Origin of the sequence: Streptomyces sp. NPDC006879, assembly GCF_042869595.1 — a bacterium.
GTDB lineage: Bacteria > Actinomycetota > Actinomycetes > Streptomycetales > Streptomycetaceae > Streptomyces.
In genome coordinates this window covers 20,255-39,337 of the sequence record NZ_JBIAGC010000052.1, presented here as the reverse complement: position 1 = coordinate 39,337, position 19,083 = coordinate 20,255, and the positions used below count along the sequence as shown (strand labels likewise).

Here is a 19,083-nt window from a genome sequence, read left to right as displayed (position 1 = left end):
TCGGCCGGGTAATGCTTCATCCCCACGGGGACTCCGTTCTCCTGGACCATCAAGATCCAAGTGTCTCCGGTGTCCAAAATCCGGGGTCAAGGTCCAACGTCTACCAGGACGGCGCTCGGGTGCGGACCGGACTTGCGGGCACTTCGACCACCATGACCGGACTCGCTGCATCCACTTCGTACTCCTTCCAGGTCACCGCGGTGAACGCGGCCGGCGAGTCCCCGAAGTCGGCTTCCGTCACGGGCACCACCACCAGCGGCGGCGGCAACCCGGGCAACCCCTCGGTGCCACGGCACGCGCTCACCGGCTACTGGCAGAACTTCAACAACGGGGCGACGGTCCAGAAGCTGAGCGACGTCCAGGCCCAGTACGACATCATCACGGTCTCCTTCGCCGACGCGACCAGTACGCCCGGAGCCATCACCTTCAACCTGGACTCCGCGGGGCTGGGCGGCTACACGGTGGCGCAGTTCAAGGCCGACATCGCGGCGAAGAAGACCGCCGGCAAGTCGGTGATCCTCTCCGTCGGCGGCGAGAAGGGCACCATCTCGGTGAACGACTCCGCCTCGGCGGCGAACTTCGCCGACTCGGCGTACGCGCTCATGCAGGAGTACGGCTTCTCCGGCGTGGACATCGACCTGGAGAACGGCATCAACGCCACGTACATGACCCAGGCGCTGCGCGCCCTTTCGGCGAAGGCCGGACCCAGCCTGGTGATCACGATGGCGCCGCAGACCATCGACATGCAGTCCACCTCGAACGGCTATTTCAAGACGGCTCTCAACATCAAGGACATCCTCACGGTCGTCAACATGCAGTACTACAACAGCGGCTCGATGCTCGGCTGCGACGGCAAGGTCTACTCGCAGGGCTCGGTGGACTTCCTGACCGCGCTGGCCTGCATCCAGCTGGAGGGCGGCCTGGACGCCTCCCAGGTGGGGCTCGGCGTGCCGGCCTCTCCCAGCGGCGCGGGCAGCGGCTACGTCTCCCCGACCGTGGTCAACAACGCCCTGGACTGCCTCACCCGCGGAACGGGCTGCGGAAGCTTCAAGCCCGGCAAGACCTACCCCGCCCTGCGCGGGGCGATGACCTGGTCGACCAACTGGGACGCGAAGGCGGGCAGCGCCTGGTCGAACGCGGTGGGGCCGCACGTGCACAACCTGCCCTAGCCCCCCATGAACCGGAGGTGGCCGGCCCGCCTCCGAAGAAGCCCGCGCCGCTCGGCTCCACGCCTCGCCGGCCCCCTGGGAGGAGGTCCCCGTCTACGGACGGGGGCTTGACGGGGGCGGCGGGCTGCGGACGCCGGGCGGCGCGGGCGCTCCCAGAATCCCCCGCGGGTGCGCTGATCCACTGGGAGCGCCGGGACGCCCCTTAGGCTGCCCGCATCCGTCCATGCGGCTCACTTCCCGGCCGGAGGCCCGAGCCGGCAGTTCGGACGCTTCACGGCATGGCCGAAGACCGACTCTTGACCGGTCCATGTCATGAGCGCACGCTGTGCGCGTCCGCACGGAGCACCCCACACCCTCCGCCCCCAGGAGAACTCATGCGGCTACGCCCAAGAAGGGCGGCCACGCTCGCCGCCTTCCTCGCGCTCGCACTCGGCGCCCCCGCCTTCGGCATCAGCGCCACCGCGTCCACCCCGCCGACCGCATCGACCGCCACCGCCGACGAAGCCGTCCGCCAGTACCGGATCCACGGGCCCTCGACGGTCTGGGACCGCACCGCGCTCGCCGCCACCGGCGTGACCTTGGACGAGGTCGACGAGCACTCGGTGGTCGTCAGCGCCGACACCGCCCAGGCCGCGAGGCTCCGAGAGCTCGGCTACCGACTCACGGCCCTGCCCGCACCGCCCGTCCGACGGTCCACGGACGGCGCCGTGACCCCGATGGACTTCCCCTCCGCCGACTCGCGTTACCACAACTACGCCGAGATGAACGCGGAGATCGACCAGCGGCTGGCGCAGTACCCGAACATCATGCGCAGACAGGTCATCGGCAAGAGCTACCAGGGGCGGGACCTGGTCGCCATCAAGATCAGTGACAACGTTGCATCGGACGAGGACGAACCCGAGGTGCTGTTCACCCACCACCAGCACGCGCGCGAGCACCTGACCGTCGAGATGGCGCTCTACCTGCTGCGCGAGTTCGGCTCGGGCTACGGCAGCGATCCACGGATCACCTCCATGGTCAACAGCCGCGAGATCTGGATCGTCCCGGACCTCAACCCGGACGGCGGCGAGTACGACATCGCCACCGGCTCCTACCGCTCCTGGCGCAAGAACCGCCAGCCCAACTCCGGCTCCTGGGCCGTCGGCACCGACCTCAACCGCAACTGGGACTACAAGTGGGGCTGCTGTCGCGGTTCCTCCGGGAGCAAGGGCTCCGAGACCTACCGGGGAGCGGCCCCCGAGTCCAGCCCAGAAGTGAAGGCGGTCTCGGACTTCGTGCGCAGCCGCGTGGTGGGCGGCAAGCAACAGATCAAGGCCGCCATCGACTTCCACACCTACAGCGAACTCGTCCTGTGGCCCTACGGCTGGACCACGGCGGACACCGCCCCCGGCCTGACCCTCGACGACCGCGACGCCTTCGCGGCCGTCGGCCGGCAGATGGCGGCCAGCAACGGCTACACACCCGAGCAGTCCAGCGACCTGTACATCACTGACGGGTCAATCGACGACTGGCTGTGGGGCGCCCAGAAGATCTTCGCCTACACGTTCGAGATGTACCCGACCTCGTCATGGAACGGCGGGTTCTACCCACCGGACGAGGTCATCGACCGTGAAACCAGCCGCAACCGGGACGCGGTCCTCCAACTCCTGGAGAACGCCGACTGCATGTACCGCTCGATCGGCAAGGAAGCCCAGTACTGCACCTGAGGCTCCGCCACAAGCCGGCAGGGGTGCCCTTTCGCCAGGGGGCACCCCTGTCCTACGTCCCGCTCCCGGACCCTCACCCCGCGAACGGTCCGGCGGTCAGTCGATGACCGCGAGGGCGTCGATCTCGATCAGGAGGCCGGCGGGCAGCCCCACGTACACGGTGGTTCGTGCGGCGGGAGCCTGCTTGAGGCCGGCTTCGTCGAAGAAGGTGTTGTAGAGGTCGTTCATCTCCGCGAAGTGGTCGGTGTCGGTGAGGTAGACACGGATCATCATCACGTCATCCCAACTCGCTCCGCCCGCCTCCAGTACCGCAGTTACGTTGGCGAGGGTCTGGAGCGTCTGTTCCCGCAGGGTGGGGCCCGCAGGGGTGGGCGGTTGGCCCTCGACAGCAGGCAGGAAGCCGACCTGCCCGGCGACCTGCACGATGTTGCCCTTGCGCACGCCGTGCGAGAACCGCGCAGGCGGCTCGGTGTGGGTGTCCGGCGTGATAGCGATCTTCTCGTTCATCGGTGGCTCCTTGCCTGAGTTCCCCGTGCGGGGCTGTCCACGGTGTAGCAACGGGCCCAGCGGACGAGCGCTGGGACTACCCGCGCCGCCGGGAATCGTCCTCAGTCCGGCTCCCCGTCGAGCATCGGCGCCACGGGCTCGGCACCGCGGCACTCGGCGCTGACGACCGCGGCGGTACGGCGCACCAGGGGCAGCAACTCAAGGAGTTGCTCGGCGGGGACGACCACGTTAGGGCGGACAGGGACACAGCGGCGACGGTACGCCCGTGCGTGCCCCGAATGGGCGCAGCCACACAATTGATCGCTCTGGCGGTGTACGAGACCGTGTCCGTGCAGGGCGCGCAGCAGGCGCAGGGCAGTGGACTTGTGGACGCCGAGCCGGTCGGCGACCTGGCCGAGTCCCGCGGGCCCCTGGGCGAGCAGGGGCAGGATGCTCAGCGCCCGGTCGACGCTCTGGCTCAAGGGGTGCCTTCCTGTTGGTGGTACGGCCTGCGGCCCGTGTCCGTTCGGGCCCGAGAGGCAGTCTCCCCCACCGAGCCGGCTCGAATGCCGCCCATTGGTCGGTGAACTCACGGTCCGGCGGTGTCGCCGGGTCTCGTTACCGGGGTCCGCGTCACGGGTCGTGTTGACCGGTCGCTCCCGCGGATGCTAGTGCTGCGCTCGGAAGGGTTTCGTCGGAAGGCTCTCGGTCTGCGGCGAACCCTTGCGGTTGCCGCACTGGATGGCGGCAAGCGAACTCCGCAACGGGCGTTGCACGCAGCACAACCGGAGGACTCCATGGCAACCGGCGTCGACGCCGTCCGACGACTCGCCCTCGAAACACTCGACCATCGCTTCAAGGGCCTCCCCCCGGACGCTGAGGGCCTCACCGTGGGCGCACTCGCCGCCCAGCGCCGGGACCTTCGGACTGGCGGTTTCACCACCCCGGTGCTGACGCTGTCCGCCGAGGCCCTGGAACACAACCTGGCCGCACTGGAGGCCTACACCGACCGCCACCATCTGGCCTTCGCCCCGCACGGCAAGACCTGCATGGCTCCGCAGCTCTTTCAGGAGCAGCTCAGGCGCGGCGCCTGGGGCATCACCGCGGCCGTCCCCCACCAGGTCCGGGTGTACCGGGCGTTCGGCATCCAACGGATCTTCCTCGCCAATGAGTTGGTCGACCCGGCGGCGCTGCGTTGGCTCGCCACGGAGCTCGGCCGGGACCCGGGCTTCGAGTTCATCGCCTACGTGGACTCCGTCCGCGGGGTCCGTCTGATGGACGCCGCCCTTCGCGGCACGGCCCGTCCGCTGGACGTGGTCGTGGAACTCGGTGCCGGCGAGGGCGCGCGGACCGGCGCCCGGACCGAGGCCGAGTGCACCGAGGTCGCCGACGCGGTGGCCGCGACCGACACCCTGCGCCTGGTGGGCGTGGCCGGCTACGAGGCAGAAGTGCCCGGCGCGGACGAGGAGTCGGTGCGCGCCTGGCTGCACCGGCTGACCTCGCTGGTGGTGGACTTCGACAAGCAGGGCAGGTTCACCGGAACCGGCCTGTCCCAGATCGTGGTCAGCGCGGGTGGCAGCGCTTGGTTCGACACCGTTGCGGAAGCCTTCGCGCAGCTGCCGGAGCTCTCCCTTCCGGCTCTGCGCCTGTTGCGCTCAGGCGCCTACGTCTCGCACGACCACGGCTGGTACTCACAGCTGACGCCTTTCAACCGGGTGCCCGACGAAGGCGGGCTGCTGCCCGCGTTCCGCCTGTGGACCCAGGTGGTGTCCCGCCCCTCGCCGAGCCAGGCCTTCGTCAACGCGGGCAAGCGCGACGTCGCCTACGACCTCGGGCTGCCCGAGGTGACGGCTCTCTGGGACCCGGCCGGTGGTGAACGCCCGGCCGAAGGGATCAGCGTCGTAAAGCTGTCCGACCAGCACGCCTGGCTGGAGACCGCGCCGGGCACGGCGCTGGAGGTCGGGGACTGGGTGGCGCTGGGCATGGCCCATCCGTGCACCATCTTCGAGAAGTGGCCGCTGATCCCGGTGGTGAACGCCGAAGGGCAGGTCGTCGACCTCGTCCGCACCTTCTTCTGAGGCCAGGGTGGAGTTGCTCATCCGGGGAGCCCTGGTAGCTGACGGCACCGGCAACCGCCCGGCGTTCCGCGCCGACGTGGCGTTGCGGGCCGGGCGCATCGAGAGGATCGCACCGCCGGGGTCCCTGCCGCGCCCGACCCGGGCACGCACTCTGGAAGCCGAGGGGCTGGTACTCGCCCCGGGTTTCGTCGACATGCACGCGCACAGCGACCTTGCGCTGCTGCGCGATCCTGACCACAGCGCCAAGGCCGCGCAGGGCGTGACCCTCGAAGTGCTGGGCCAGGACGGCCTGTCGTACGCACCGGTGGACGAGCGGACCTTAGACGAGGTGCGGGAGGCGATCACCGGGTGGAACGGCGACGGGAGCGATCTGGACCTGGACTGGCGGACGGTGGGCGAGTACCTCGACCGGCTGGACCACGGCTTCGGGGGCCGCGGCATCGCCGTCAACGCCGCCTACCTGGTCCCGCAGGGGACAGTCCGGGCCCACGTGGTGGGCTGGGAGGACCGCCCCGCTTCACCGCAGGAGCGCCAGCGGATGGGGCAGTTGGTGGCCGAGGGGCTCGGGCAGGGCGCCGTCGGCCTGTCCTCCGGCCTCACCTACACCCCGGGGATGTACGCGAGCGGCGCCGAACTGGCCGAGCTGTGCCGGGTGGTGGCGGACCACGACGGCTACTACTGCCCACACCACCGCTCCTACGGCCGGGGCGCGCTGGAGGCGTACCGGGAGATGGTGGCGCTGGCCCGGGAAACGGGCTGCCGGCTCCACCTCGCGCACGCGACCATGAACTTCGCGGAGAACCGGGGCAGGGCCGGTGAGCTCCTGGCCCTGTTGGACGAGGCCCTCCAAGCGGGTGTCGACCTCACCTTGGACAGCTATCCCTACACGCCCGGCTGCACGACACTGGCGGCGCTCCTACCCGGCTGGGCACACCAGGGAGGGCCGCGGGCCCTCCTGGCCCGGCTCGGCGAGGACGCGAGCGCGCAGCGGATCTCCCGGGCGCTGGCGGAAGGGTCGGACGGCTGTCACGGGGTGCCAGTGGACTGGACGACGATCGAGATCTCCGGCGTGAACCGCGCCGACCTGGCCGGGTGCGTGGGGCGGACAGTGGCCTCGCTGGCCGCCGAGCGCGAGGTGGAGCCGTGGTCGCTGGCGCGGTGGTTGTTGCTGGCGGACCGACTGGGCCCCACGATCCTCCAGCACGTCGGCCACGAGGAGAACGTCCGGGCCATCATGCGGCACCGGGTGCACACCGGCGGCTCGGATGGCATCCTGCACGGCGCCAAACCACACCCGCGGGCCTACGGCACCTTCCCCCACTACCTGGGCCGTTACGTCCGCGAACTGGAGGTCCTGACCCTGGAGGAGTGTGTGGCTCACCTCAGCGGTCGACCGGCGGCCCGGCTGCGGCTGCCGGACCGGGGCCTGGTCCGCGAGGGCTTCCGCGCGGACCTGGTCCTCTTCGACCCGCTCACCGTGGCCGCCGGCTCTAGTTACGCGCAGCCCCGGGTGCTTCCACGGGGGATCCCGCACGTTCTGATCGACGGCCGTTTCGTGATCGAGGACGGCCGGCGCACGGACGTCCTGGCGGGCCGTTCGGTGCGTCGTACCCCGGCCGTGGGACGGGGCGGGATCGCGTGCGGTCACCGCTGACGGACCGCCGACGGTCGGGGTGGCCGAGGGGGGCGTTACGGGGGAGTGCCGCGGCTCCCCCCTTCGAAGCCGCGGCACCCGCGCCCGTACCGATGGTGTTTACAGGCGCTGCCACAGGGCCGGGACGATCGGGGGCTCCCAGCCGGTCTGGGCCTGGTGTCCCTGGATGCAGCGGTAGGTGGCCCCGCCGTAGGTGACGGTGTTGCCGGCCTGGTAGACGGTGCCGGCCTTCCAGGTGCCGCTGGGGTCGCCCGGGTCACCCGGGTCCGGGTCTCCGGGGCCGCCGGTGCTGGTCTTCAAGGTCAGGCCGTAGTTCGACAGCAGCGGGTTCAACGGCTGGAAGAAGGTGGTGCCGCCGCTGGAACAGTTCCCGGAGCCACCGGAGGTGACGCCCTGGGCCTGGCTGCCGGAGATGTACGAGCCACCCGAGTCCCCGGGTTCCGCGCACACCGTGGTGCGGGTCACCCCGGAGATGGTGCCCTCGGGGTAGGTGACGCTGGTGTTGTGTTGCTGGATCGTTCCGCAGTGCCATCCGGTGGTGGAGCCGGAACGGCAGACGGAGGAGCCCACGGGCTGTAGGACCGAGCCGGTGACCTGGACGTTCGATCCCCCGGAGCCCTTGACGTAGGGCGTGGCCGTCCACTGGCTGTTGGTGGCGACCCACGCCATGTCGTTCCCGGGGAAGATCGAGGCCTGGAAGCTGCCCTGGGCGACCTGGTTGTAGCCGCTGGTGCTCGTTCCGGCGCGCCCGCAGTGGCCGGCGGTGGCGAACCCCTGGGTGGTGCCGCGGGTGATCGGGAAGCCGACCGAGCAGCGACCGCTTCCGTTCATGTAGTAGGCGTCACCGCCCCGCAGGTCGTACAGCGGGCGAGGGGCGTCATTGGTGCGCCGGACCTTGACCAGCGCCCGGTCGACACGGCTGGCGGCGATCAGCTTCTCGGCCGCGGCGGGCTGGCGGGCCTCCACGACGAGGCTGTTGTCGCGGACGTCCACGTACCAGACGGGTACCGCGACGGAGGCGTTTCGGATCGCGGCCCGGTCCAGGGCGGCCTTCGCCTGGTCCAGGCGGGCCAGTGAGTGCGTCACCACCTGCGCCCGGGCGCCTGCGGTCCGTATCGCCCTCGCGTCGGCGGCGCGGGTGGTGGCCACGGTCAGCGTGCCGGCGGCGGTCCCGTCCACCCAGGCGCCGGCGAAGGCCCCTGCCAGGCGTTGGCGCAGTGCTCCGGCGGTGGCGCCCGCGGCGGCCTCGTTGGTGAGCCGGTCCCGGGCCTGTGCGGGGGTCAGACCGAGATCGCGCTGCATGGCCGCGAGCAGTTGCGGCTGTGCGGCGTCGACGCCGAGGGTGGCGGCGGGGCTGAGGGGGCGCGGCGTCGGGGCGGGGGCCGCGGCGCCGGTGCCCTGGAGGGCCGTGAGGACCAGCCCGGCGGCGGCCAAGGCGGTGCCGGCGGCCCGGGCATGTCGATGGAGCATGGGGGATCTCCTCGGTGTATCGGTGGGGGTGTGCCGAAACCGTAGGAATCCCGAACCCCTGTGCGGCAGCTCTTGGTTGGCCCCCTCCCCCGCGTTATGGACGGCGGGGGGCACCGGTGGGGGCGTAGATCGACGTGCGGGAGGCGCCCGGCACGTCGACGATGGGGTTCAGAGAGCCAGTGGGAGGCACAGGGAGGCACTGATGGCCACACAGCAGGAGAGCGACCCCGAGAGCGGGCGGCCGGCACGGCTGTTCACCGGCGGTGAGCGGCCGTACGACCCCGAGGACCTGGTGATGGTGCAGGGGAGGGACGCGACCCCGGAGCGCGTGGAGAAGGCCCGGGCCCTGATCGAGAAGGAAGGACCCTCGGTGATCGAGCGCTACCTTCCCTAAGGCCTGTCCCCGCGATATCCGGCGGGACAGCCCTGAGCGTGGGGTGAAGGACGGAAGGCGAAGGGCCCGGGAGGGTGCGATACGCACCCTCCCGGGCCCTTCGGTGGGGATGGCCCGATCAGCCGAGGAGATCGACTACGAGGGTCACCACCATGACGGTCCCCAGCAGGGCGCTACCGGCTCCGCAGATCCGGTAGAGCCCCAGCGGGAAGCCGTCGAAGAGACCAAAGCTCACTTTCCCGAGCAGCCGGGAGAACCGCTCTGCGAGCCCCTTCAGGTTGAGGGCCAGGCCGTAGCCGGCCGCGGTGTAGACCAGCGCGAAGGCGAGAATGGTCATCTTTCGGATTCCCTCATCGCCAGTCGACGGTGAACGCCTTCCAGGACTTCGTCCAGGATGAGGTAACCCCCGCCTCCAGCCCGACTCCGATGCCGGCGCTCATGCTGGTGGCACCCACCGGCTCCCCCCGGTCGTTGATCGTGCCAACGCCCCGTTCGTGCGCCAAGGACACCGACAGACCGTAGGAACCGGTCACCGTGCCTCCGAAGCCCTCGCCCTCCAGCTGTTTGATCTGGGTGGCGTTGCTGCGCATGCCGGACAGCTGGAGGTTTGCTCCGACGGACGGGGTCTCGCTGCCGAGACTTCCGCTCAGACCGTAGTCGGTCTTTCCGTCCGGACGGGTGGTGGAAACGATGCAGCCGGTGGCGGTCCCACCGAAGCCGATGCCGAGGGAACCGGTCAGGCAGATGCCGGTGGTGTCGCCCGTCTTGAGGGGCAGCAGCACCTTGTCCACCTTGTCGCCGATCCAGTCCCCGGCCTTGTCCCAGAAGCCCCGGTTGTCCCGGCTGTTCTTCTTCAGGTCGTCCTCGCGCTTGCGGGCTTCGGCCGCCTTGCGTTCGGCCTCGCGGGCCGCCGCGTCCGCCTTGGCCTGCGCCTGCGCGCGGGCCGCGTCCGAGGTGAAGGGGCCGTGGACGAGTCCGGTGCGGGGCGCGGGCGGACCGTACACCGGTCCGCGCCCGCCGAAGAAGAGCGCACGGAAGCGCTGGTGGCGGATGATGGCGACCACCCGGCGGATCAGCGCACGCACGGCCTTGACGATCCGGAAGATCAGGCTGCCGAAGAACTTGCCGTCCGGGTCGGCGTACACCAGCGGGTTGTTGTTGCCGTAGGTGTAGCCGTGCATCTGCTGCGGGTCCGTCTGGTCGATGACCGGGTCCACGGAGATGAACCGGCCCAGCGTCGGGTCGTACTCGCGTGCACCGAGGTGGGTCAGGCCGGTGGAGTCCATCGTCCCTCCGACGAAGCCCATGCTGCCCGGCCAGTGAGATGGCTGGGCGGTGCGCACGTTGCCGAAGATGTGCTTCTTGCGGCGGGTGATCGCCTGCCCCGCACCCAGCAGCACGGCCACCGAGGAGGTGCCGTGGTGGTCGGAGAGCATCACGCTGGTCTCGCCGCTCACCTTGGTGGCGACGACCTTCCCGCCGTGGCTGTAGTAGCGGGTACCGGTCTGGGTGCCGCCGCTGTTGAGCTTCAGCTCGTTGCCTGCCGGCAGGTACAAGGTGGTGCCGGAGACGTCCTTGGCGAGGATGCGGTTGCCGTCCGCACCGTAGACGAACTCGGTGGTCTTGCCGCTCTCGGTGACCTTGGCCAGGTGACCCTCGGCGTCCCAGCTCATCGCTTGTTCGGTGCCACCGACCTTGCGGGAGGTGGTGTTTCCGGCGGCGTCGTACGCGTAACTGTCCCGGTGCTCGGTGGTGCCCTCGCTCCGGGTGGTGACCGAGGTCAGGGAGCGCTCGTTGGCACCGTCCTCACCGTAGCCGTAGCTGCGCACCAGGTCCTTGGTGGCCAGGCTGTCACCGGCGACCTTGTGCTGCACCTCCTGGGTGCGGTTGCCGATGGCGTCGTAGTTGAAGGAGTGCCAGTAGGCGTCCGGGCCACCCACCTTGGGGGTGGCGCCGCCGGCGGAGCCGTCGGCGTTCGGCTGGGCCGCACAGGCGTCGGTGGCGCTCCAGGCGTTGGTGATCCGGCGCAGGGCGTCGGTGGTGAAGCACTGGGTGTCCACCGACCGCTGTTCGTCCTGACCGGACGCGGTGACCAGCCGGGTGATGTTCCCCGCCTTGTCGTAGGTGTAGGCGGCGTCGTCGATCCGGGCCGGGCCGGTCTCGCGGTCGCTGATGATCCGCGTGAGGTTACCGGTGTGCTCGTCGTACTCCTTGGTCTCCCACACGCGCAGGCCGGTCTTGCCGAACTCGGTGCGCAGCGGGCGGTTGAAGACGTCGTAGGTGACGTTGTTGACGATCGGACCGGCCAGGTTGGTGGTCGCGATCATCTGGTCGTAGGGCAGCGAGGTGGAGTAGCGGTGGGTCACCCGCTCGGCGGCCTGGCCGCCGAACGCCGGGTGGCGGGTCCACTCCAGCAGGCCGGTGCGGGCCCCGTAGCCGTAGGTCCACCGGTAGGTGCCGGCCAGCGCACCCTCCCGGGTCGGGATGGTGACCTGGGTGGCGGTGGCCTGGTAGCGGTCGTTGAGCGCGGTGGTCTCGCTGACGTACTGCGCCCCGTCCACGTAGCGGATCGACTTGGCGGGCTTGCCCTTGGCCACGGTGTCGTAGACCCAGCTGGCGATCTTGGTGCCGCCCTGCTTGACCGCGGTCTTACGCCCGAGCACGTCGTACTCGGTGGTGAGGGTGGCCCCGTTGGCGTCGGTGGCGGTGACCGGCCGGTCCGCGCCGTCGTAGCCGGTGGTCATCTCACCCTTGTCGGGATCGTCGACCTTGATGACCCGCTGGCGGTGGTCGTAGGTGTACTTCCAGGTGGCGCCCGTCGGGTCGGTGACGGTGGCCTTCTCCCCGGTGGGGGTGTAGGTGTACTTCGTCGACTGGGACTTGGTGCGCGCGGTGTCCGTGTACTGGATCACCTCGACCGTGCGGTCGTTGACGTCCTTGACCGTGGTGGTGGCGACTTCGCCCTTGGGCGGGATGATCGTCACCCGGTCGCCGCCATAGACCGTCTGACTGCGGCGCTGCTCCACGGTGTTCTTCTCGGCGATGGTCGCCACGGGGCGGCCGGCGCCGTCGAACTCGGTGCGCAGGAGGTTCGCGACCTTGGTGTCGTCACCGGTGACGAGTTCCGGCGCGGCCTCGCCGGTGGCGTAGTAGCTGTTGTAGGTCTTCCACTCCAGGCCTCGGGAGTCGTACTTCTTCTCCTGGATGACGCGTCCACCGCCGTTGGCGGCGGGCTCCTGGCTCTCGCGTTCGCGCAGCAGGCCGTCGTAGAAGGAGTAGCGGGTCGTGTAGTCCCCGCTGTGGCGCAGCGACTTGGTGGTCACGACCGTGGGCCCGGTCTTGGAGATGTCGTAGGCGTACTCCTTGCTGGGGGTTGACGGGTTGGCCGACTTGGACCAGCCGTGCTCCCAGGTCTTGACCACTCGGCCGAGGCCGTCGTAGACGGCGTCGGTGCGCTTGCCGTTGGCGTCGATCACCGCGGTGGGCTGGCCTCGACCGGGCTCGTGCTCGGTGGTGCTGCTGTGGCCTAGGGCGTTGGTGGTGACCGTCTTGGTCGGCGCGTACTGGGTCTGCGGCGTGTAGGCGGTGGTGGTCTTCGCTCCGGCGGAGTCGGTGCTCTCCACCGCCCGACCGTGCTGGTCGACCTTGCTGGAGGAGATGGTGACGAAGCCGGTGCCGGCCGCGTCCTGCTCCTCGGCGCGGGTCGCGTCGCCCTTGGTGGGGGCGGCGCCCAGGGTGGTGGAGCCGTCGAAGTAGGTCCGCCGCTCGGAGATCAGGTCCCGGGGCAGCGACAGCGTGGAACCACAGGTCTTGGCGGTCGTCTTCACCGAGGCCGTGGGGTTCAGGATGTTCGCACCGGTGTTGCGGGCGTAGCTGGTGGTGGAGCAGACCTCGTCGCCGGTCTTGCCGGTGTCACCGTGGTCGGACTCCGTGGTCACCATGCCGTAGCCGTCGTAGGTCCGCTCGACCTTGGTGCGGCGCCAGCCGGCTCCGACCTGCTCGCGAGTGGCTTCGATCTGCTGGGCGTTGACGAGGTACGAGCGGAGCGCGGGCAGCCCGGGGCGGTTGCGGGTGGCGGTCGGCGCGGACTTCCACGGCGTGTACACCGTGGCCTGGATGACCGCCCCGTCAAGGAAGGTGGCCTCTTCTCGGGGCATGCCGGCGAAGGCCTGGTGGTCAGCGACGGTGACGCCTTCGGAGTCGGCGACCTGTGCACCGTCGATCCCGCGGAAGTAGCGGGTTTCGGTGTGCAGCTTGGGGCCGTCCGCTCCACTGCCGACGGTGGTGCGGACCCGACCGTAGCCCCGGAAGTCGGAGCGGGTGCGGTACTCCGCCTTGGCGAACTCGTTCTCGTTCTGCGCCCAGGCGGCGCCGCCGAGGTAGGTGTAGTCGGTCTGCTTGGGCGGGGCTCCGCCCACCCTGTCCTCTTCACGGACCTGGGTGACCACGTAGGTGTGGAACCAGTCCTTCTTCGGCTTGTAGTCCGCCGCCGGGGAGTCCGGCGAGGTCCAGAAGACCGGGTAGCAGCGCTTGGTGTTGGAGGTCTCCGAGGGCAGGTTGCCAGCGGTGCACTCGGGCCCCGAGTAGGTCACCGCGACGGTTCCGCCGGTCTCGGTGTGGATCGCGTTGACCCGGTAGCGGATCAGCGGCGGGATGCCGTCGCCGGTGGTGTCCACCCGGTTCTTCAGCTGGGTTCCCATGAAGGTGATGGACGGCAGCGATTTGGCGGTGCCGCCGGTGTACCCGGTCCGGGTGACGGAGGCCAGCCACAGGGCGGGCGTGGAGCCGTCACCGTTGGACGGGAACTGGTGCTTGAGCGCCCAGGAGTCGACCTTCTGGTAGCCGCTGCCGACCCGCACCTCGCTGGTGATGGCGGTGATGCGCTTACGGGACCAGAACGACGGCGAGTAGCGGCTCTTGCACTCGGTTGCGGAGGCGCAGTACTGGTCGAAGGGGACGTCCGGCCAGTACTTGGCGTTGTCCTTGGTGAACTTGGACTCGGCGCAGTCGAAGCCGCTGGTGGGCAGGCAGCGCTCGGCGGTGCTCAGGGTGACCTTCGCCGCCGGGGTGCCGGTGTAGAGGTTGTTGCTGCGCAGTCCGTACTCGATGCGCTTGAGGTAGCCGCCGCGGGTGTACGGGGTCGCGGTGGAGGCACCGGTGGAGGTGTTGACGTTGCGACCGTAGTGGTTGGTCTCCTTGCCCCAGTAGTACGCCATGGCGTCTCCGTGGGGGCTGACCACGTAGTCGAGGTTCCAGCGCCAGCCCTGCTGGCACCAGGAGTCGGCGAAGGCTGTCTTGTGGCAGGCCTCGCCGCTGTGGTTACCGTAGACCGGGACGGTCCAGGTGGAGTCGGTGGTGGCCTTGCCCTCGGTCCAGCCCGGCAGGCGGTGGTAGCCGAAGTAGTACTGGGTGCCGGTGGGGTCCGTGACCTTCCAGTACTCGCCGTTGTCGTCGCCGTTGGCGCGGCTGCTGCTGGCGAGCAGTTCCACCTTGGTGCCGTCGTCGCCGCGCAGCTTCCAGGTGCCGGAGGCGCCGTCCTTGACGAGCTCGTTGCTCTTGCCGGCGAGCGAGAGGACCGCGGCCTGCGGACCCCAGCAGAGTTCGCCGTTCTTGGCCTTGTTGTTGCCGTCGGTCATGTCCTGGTTGCAGGACTGGTAGCGGCGCTCGATGAAGCCGGGTTCGAAGCCCCAGCCGTCGCCGATGTTGTTGGCCTGGTTGTTGGTGGCGGCCGTACGACCGTCCACCGAGGAGGAGCTGTAGTTGAGGGCGAGGTTGGGTTCGACCTCGCCGGGTACCGAGGGCGTCTTCATGGCGTACGACCAGTTGAAGCCGCCGGAGGAGTCACCCGCTTCCCAACTACCGGAGGGGGAGAGTGGAGTGGCGGTGAAGTCGCCTTCGGGTCCGGAGGCCTTGGAGCCGACGGCCAGCATGGTCCCGGAAGGTGCGGCGGCGGCGAGGGTGCGCAGTCCGTTGCCGCCAGCGGGCGCGTCGGGGGCGCCGCCGTCGAGGGTGGCCTCGGCGGTGAGGGTGCCCGCTTCGAGGTCGTTGCTCACCTTGGCCAGGGGCTTGGGCTTGCACTCCGGCTTGTCCGGGGTGCTCAGGGCGCACTCGGGCAGTTCGGCGAGCGTCAGCCTGGAGGCCCAGCCGCCGCCGTAGACGTCCTGGAAGGCGGAGTAGTCCACCTTCACGTCGGCGGCTCCCCGCGCCCCGTCGAGTACGAGGACGACGCCGTCGACGCCGGCCTTCTCCGTGGTCTTGCGGTCGAGGACCTCGACCACCATTTCCCCGCTGGCGGCGGCGGTCCGTCCGACCTTCTTCGGGGTGACCTCGACGGGCAGGCCACCGGGCTTCACCTGGCTCTTACGGCCTGGCTTGGCGAGCTTGGCTACGGCCGCGCCGGAGCCGGGCCACTTTGCAGCGGGGACTTCGCTGCGTTCCGTTTTCGTGCTGCCGGCCGGGGCCTCGGGGGCCACGTCGGTGACGGGCACGGGCTTGGGGCGTTGCAGCGAGGACAGCGAGAGCGGTGTCATCGCCAGCGCTTCCGCGGATATGAGCCCCGCGAGGAGCGCGGTGGAAGTGACGACGGTCACCGCTCGGGCCGCACCTCGACGGCCGGGTGGTCTATTGCTTCGACTGATTCCGTCCGACGCGGTCAAATCGTCGACGGGTGTTCTTCGAGCGAGCCGGAAGCGCACTCTTCTCCCCCTAGAAATGCGAAGATCATTGACAGCTTCGCATTATGCATCCTTTACTTTGCGATTCAGCCAAACCTTCTACCAATTTATCCTGCATGTCCGTTAAGTGGCCTATGAGGATGTGCGAAGTCGCCACATACGGAGCTCTAGACTCCACTTAGCCTGCGGCCCCCCTGACTGAACTTCACCTCTTTAAGCGTGCTATACCTGCACGTTGCCGGACCGAAGTCTCATGAAAACCACGGGGAGTAGCTTTGTCGCGTTCTCAACCACGATCCAGACGAGGAAATCTGACACGCATATCCGTGTCCCTCGCCCTCGCCGCCGGACTGACCGCGCCCCTGGCCGCCGCCCTGCCCGCCGCCGCGTCCGGAGCGCCCGCGGCGGCAGCCGCGCCCACCGCCGGACAGCCCGGCCAGACCGCCGAGGAGACGCAGGCCTCACAGCGGGCCGCCAGCACCGGCACCCGGACCGAGGTCCTCTCCCGACGGACCGAGTACGACACGGTCTTTGCGAACCCCAACGGCACCTTCACGTTGGAGAGCGCCGTCACCCCGGTCCGCGTGCGACAGGCGGGCAAGCTCGTGCCCACCGACGAACGGCTGCAACGCACCTCCGAAGGCACCATCAAACCCAAGGCCACGGCCGTGGACCTGGAGTTCTCCGGCGGCGGCGAAACCCCCCTGGTGACCATCACCCGCGATGGCCGGTCCATGACCGTCGACTGGCCGGGCAAGTTGCCCACCCCCCGCCTGGAGGGTGACACCGCGACCTACCCCGAGGTGCTACCCGGCGTCGATCTGCGCATGAAGGCCTCGGTCGGCGGCTTCCAGCAACTGCTCGTCGTCAAGGACGCCCAGGCGGCGAAGAACCCGGCGCTCAAGACGGTCAAGTTCGACCTGGCGGCCTCCGGTGTCAGCGTCTCCACCGACGCCGCCGGAAACATGAAGGCCGTCAACCCGGCCGGCCAGGAAGTCTTCACCGCGCCCACCCCCACCATGTGGGACTCTTCCGGCATCCCCACCGGACAGCCCGCGGCCACCCCCAGCGCACTGAAGTCCCCCAAGGCGCTGCGGATGCTGCGTTCAGCGGACGGGCCCGCCACCCTCGCCGAGGAGCTCGGCGGCAAGCCCGCCACGTCCGCCGAGGACGTGTTCGAGCCGCGCCACGGGGCCACCGAGAAGCGGATGCCGATCGCGGTCAAGGGCGGCAAGATGGCCCTCACCCCGGACGCGAAGGTGATGACCGCGCAGGACACCGTCTACCCGGTCTACATCGACCCCACCGTCAGCGGCGCCCGCCTCAACTGGACCTCGGTGGCGAAGAAGTACCCGACCACCTCCTTCTGGAACCACTCCTCCAAGGTGGCCCGGGTCGGCTACGAGTCGGACACCGGCGGCACCTGGCGGTCCATGTTCACCATGGACACCAAGAAGCTGCACGGCAAGCAGATCATCAAGTCCGTGTTCCGCATCAAGAACACCCACTCCTGGTCCTGCACCAAGAAGGCCGTGGAGCTGTGGCGGATCAACCCGATCTCCTCCTCGACCACTTGGAGCAAGCAGCCCACCTGGGCGGCCAAGGTCGGCACCGTCACCGACGCCAAGGGCTGGAGCTCCGGCTGCCCGGCGGGCAACCTGGAGTGGAACACCACCTCGGTGGCGCAGCTCGCCTCCAGCAACAAGTGGTCCACTTCCACGCTCGGCCTGCGCGCCTCGGAGTCGGACACCTACGCGTGGAAGAAGTTCGACGCCTCCACCGCGGTCTTCTCCACGGAGTACAACACCGCTCCCTCCACTCCCTCCTCGCTGGCGACCAGCCCGGCGACGGAGTGCACCAAGGAGCCGAGCACCACGGTCGGCAACACCGACGTCCAGCTCTCGGCGAAGGTCACCGACGGCGACGGCGGTAACGTCACGGCCCGCTTCAAGGTGTGGCGCACCGGCACCGGCACCGTCCTGTTCGAGAAGACGCAGTCCGTGACCTCGGGCAACGTCGCGCGTGTCACCGTGCCCAAGGGCTCCTTCATCGACGGACGTCAGCACTCCTGGCAGGTGCGCGCCGAGGACGGCAAGACCACCTCGTCCTGGAGCGGGGTCTGCCGGTTCCTGGTGGACCAGCACGTGCCCAGCACCCCGCCGCAGATCAGCTCCGTCGAGTTCCCCGACGGCTCTGACGGCAAGCCCGAGCAGACCGGAACGGCCCGCACCGAAGGCTCCTTCACCCTGTCCCGCGGCACCGCCACCGGCGTGGCCTCCTACGAGTACTGGACCGAGTGGGCCCCCGCGGTGAAGACCGCGACGCCCGCGGCCACCGACGGGTCGGTCACCGTCAAACTGACTCCGCCGTCCGCCGGTCCGCTGCGCGTCTTCGCCCGCTCGCTCAGCGCCGGCGGCAACCGCAGCGCCATCGAGTCCTACCTCTTCTACGCCAACAGCCCCGAGCTCAAGGACAAGCCCGGTGACCTCAACGGCGACGGCACCGGCGACATGTACGCCCTGCGCACCAGCGGCGACCTCTGGATGTACGCGGGCAACGGCAACGGCACGGTCGGCACCTACCGCAAGGCCGGCCTGACCGGACTGGCCGGAGCCTCCATCACCCACCGCGGCGACTGGACGGGCGACGGCTACGAGGACCTGGTGGCCGCCACCGGCCCCAAGGGCAGCCGCCAGCTCCAGGTCTTCCCGAACAACGGCTACGGGTACGCCTGCACCGCCTACGGTGAGGAGGCCGAGGACGCCGTCTGCAACGACGAGCGCCGCGACCTGGGCGTCTACGAGGACGTGAACAACCACTTCAAGGACGCCGACCAGATCCTGGCGATCGGCGACGTGGACGGCGCCACCGACCTCGACAACGACGGCACCATCGGCGAGTGGGACCTGCCGTCCTACCCGGACCTCCTCGTCAAGGAAGGCGACCACCTGTGGCTGTACTTCGGCCACGCCTCCGGCTACCTCGACGAGTACGCCGAACCGGTCCTCGTCGGCACCGCCGGCTGGTCGAACTACGACCTGGCGGCCCCCGGTGACCGCACCGGCGACGGCCGGGTCGACATGCTGGCCCGCAGCCGCACCAACGGCGAACTGCGCCTGTACCCCGGCACGGACGCGTCCGGCGGCGGCTTGGGTTACGGCCCCGGCTCTTCGGTCGTGGGCACTGGCTGGACCACCACCTACCGCCCGCTGATCACCGCCGCGCCGGACCTCGACGGCGACGGGAAGAGCGACATCTGGTCCTCCGGCGGTGACGCCAAGCTGTACTTCTACAGCGACATCCGCGGTGGCGGGACCGAGGTCGGCACCGGCGGCTGGCAGAACTTCACCGCCCTCAGCTGATCCCCGTGGGACCGGCGTGCTTGCCGGTCCACTGTGGAAGGGGGCGGGAGCCGAGCGGCTCCCGCCCCCTTCGCCGTACCCCCCGCACAC

Annotated in this window: 10 protein-coding genes and 1 pseudogene; 6 read left to right on the top strand and 5 right to left on the bottom strand. The window is 69.6% G+C overall.

Going from position 1 to position 19,083, the window contains the following annotated elements:
- Positions 1-1,169 (top strand): chitinase (locus ACFYMC_RS26455; protein WP_388529565.1); only part of this gene is annotated, 1,169 nt, incomplete at its 5' end.
- Positions 1,170-1,543: 374 nt separating this feature from the next.
- Positions 1,544-2,875, top strand: a complete 1,332-nt coding sequence (locus ACFYMC_RS26450) for a M14 family metallopeptidase (protein WP_388529564.1) — start codon at positions 1,544-1,546, stop codon at positions 2,873-2,875.
- A 96-nt stretch (positions 2,876-2,971) separates the two neighbouring features.
- Here ACFYMC_RS26450 and ACFYMC_RS26445 read toward each other — a convergent pair whose 3' ends face one another.
- Together ACFYMC_RS26445 and ACFYMC_RS26440 are read right to left on the bottom strand one after the other, a co-directional pair.
- The gene (locus ACFYMC_RS26445) at positions 2,972-3,382 is read right to left on the bottom strand and encodes a RidA family protein (RefSeq protein ID WP_388529562.1); all 411 of its coding nucleotides are present in this window, start codon (positions 3,380-3,382) and stop codon (positions 2,972-2,974) included.
- 296 nt (positions 3,383-3,678) lie between these two features.
- A pseudogene (locus ACFYMC_RS26440) lies at positions 3,679-3,843 on the bottom strand (helix-turn-helix domain-containing protein); the annotation flags it as partial.
- Positions 3,844-4,158: 315 nt separating this feature from the next.
- On the opposite strand from ACFYMC_RS26440, the gene ACFYMC_RS26435 reads away from it, so the two are divergent.
- Together ACFYMC_RS26435 and ACFYMC_RS26430 are read left to right on the top strand one after the other, a co-directional pair.
- Positions 4,159-5,439 carry an amino acid deaminase gene (locus ACFYMC_RS26435; protein ID WP_388529560.1) on the top strand — a complete coding sequence of 427 codons (1,281 nt, stop codon included), beginning with the start codon at positions 4,159-4,161 and terminating at the stop codon, positions 5,437-5,439.
- Positions 5,440-5,446: 7 nt separating this feature from the next.
- On the top strand, positions 5,447-7,093 hold the full coding sequence (locus tag ACFYMC_RS26430; protein ID WP_388529558.1) for an amidohydrolase family protein: 1,647 nt from the start codon (positions 5,447-5,449) through the stop codon (positions 7,091-7,093).
- A gap of 99 nt (positions 7,094-7,192) precedes the next feature.
- On the opposite strand, the gene ACFYMC_RS26425 is transcribed toward ACFYMC_RS26430, so the two are convergent.
- A complete protein-coding gene (locus ACFYMC_RS26425; protein ID WP_388529556.1) occupies positions 7,193-8,563 on the bottom strand; it encodes an alpha-lytic protease prodomain-containing protein in 1,371 nt (456 codons plus the stop codon).
- Positions 8,564-8,765: 202 nt separating this feature from the next.
- Here ACFYMC_RS26425 and ACFYMC_RS26420 point away from each other — a divergent pair, with 202 nt between their 5' ends.
- On the top strand, positions 8,766-8,957 hold the full coding sequence (locus ACFYMC_RS26420) for a hypothetical protein (RefSeq protein ID WP_388529554.1): 192 nt from the start codon (positions 8,766-8,768) through the stop codon (positions 8,955-8,957).
- 118 nt (positions 8,958-9,075) lie between these two features.
- Here ACFYMC_RS26420 and ACFYMC_RS26415 read toward each other — a convergent pair whose 3' ends face one another.
- Both ACFYMC_RS26415 and ACFYMC_RS26410 read right to left on the bottom strand, forming a co-directional pair.
- On the bottom strand, positions 9,076-9,294 hold the full coding sequence (locus tag ACFYMC_RS26415) for a hypothetical protein (RefSeq protein WP_388529552.1): 219 nt from the start codon (positions 9,292-9,294) through the stop codon (positions 9,076-9,078).
- Positions 9,295-9,307: 13 nt separating this feature from the next.
- Entirely contained in the window at positions 9,308-15,547 is a 6,240-nt protein-coding gene (locus tag ACFYMC_RS26410) for an RHS repeat domain-containing protein (protein WP_388529550.1), read from the bottom strand.
- 410 nt (positions 15,548-15,957) lie between these two features.
- Here ACFYMC_RS26410 and ACFYMC_RS26405 point away from each other — a divergent pair, with 410 nt between their 5' ends.
- Positions 15,958-18,993, top strand: a complete 3,036-nt coding sequence (locus ACFYMC_RS26405) for an FG-GAP-like repeat-containing protein (RefSeq protein ID WP_388529548.1) — start codon at positions 15,958-15,960, stop codon at positions 18,991-18,993.
- Positions 18,994-19,083 lie beyond the last annotated feature (90 nt).

Coding starts and splice junctions, on each gene's coding strand:
- ACFYMC_RS26435 (WP_388529560.1), top strand. CDS start 4,159: ATGGCAACCGGCGTCGACGCCGTCCGACGACTCGCCCTCGAAACACTC.
- ACFYMC_RS26420 (WP_388529554.1), top strand. CDS start 8,766: ATGGCCACACAGCAGGAGAGCGACCCCGAGAGCGGGCGGCCGGCACGG.
- ACFYMC_RS26415 (WP_388529552.1), bottom strand. CDS start 9,294: ATGACCATTCTCGCCTTCGCGCTGGTCTACACCGCGGCCGGCTACGGC.
- ACFYMC_RS26445 (WP_388529562.1), bottom strand. CDS start 3,382: ATGAACGAGAAGATCGCTATCACGCCGGACACCCACACCGAGCCGCCT.
- ACFYMC_RS26425 (WP_388529556.1), bottom strand. CDS start 8,563: ATGCTCCATCGACATGCCCGGGCCGCCGGCACCGCCTTGGCCGCCGCC.
- ACFYMC_RS26450 (WP_388529564.1), top strand. CDS start 1,544: ATGCGGCTACGCCCAAGAAGGGCGGCCACGCTCGCCGCCTTCCTCGCG.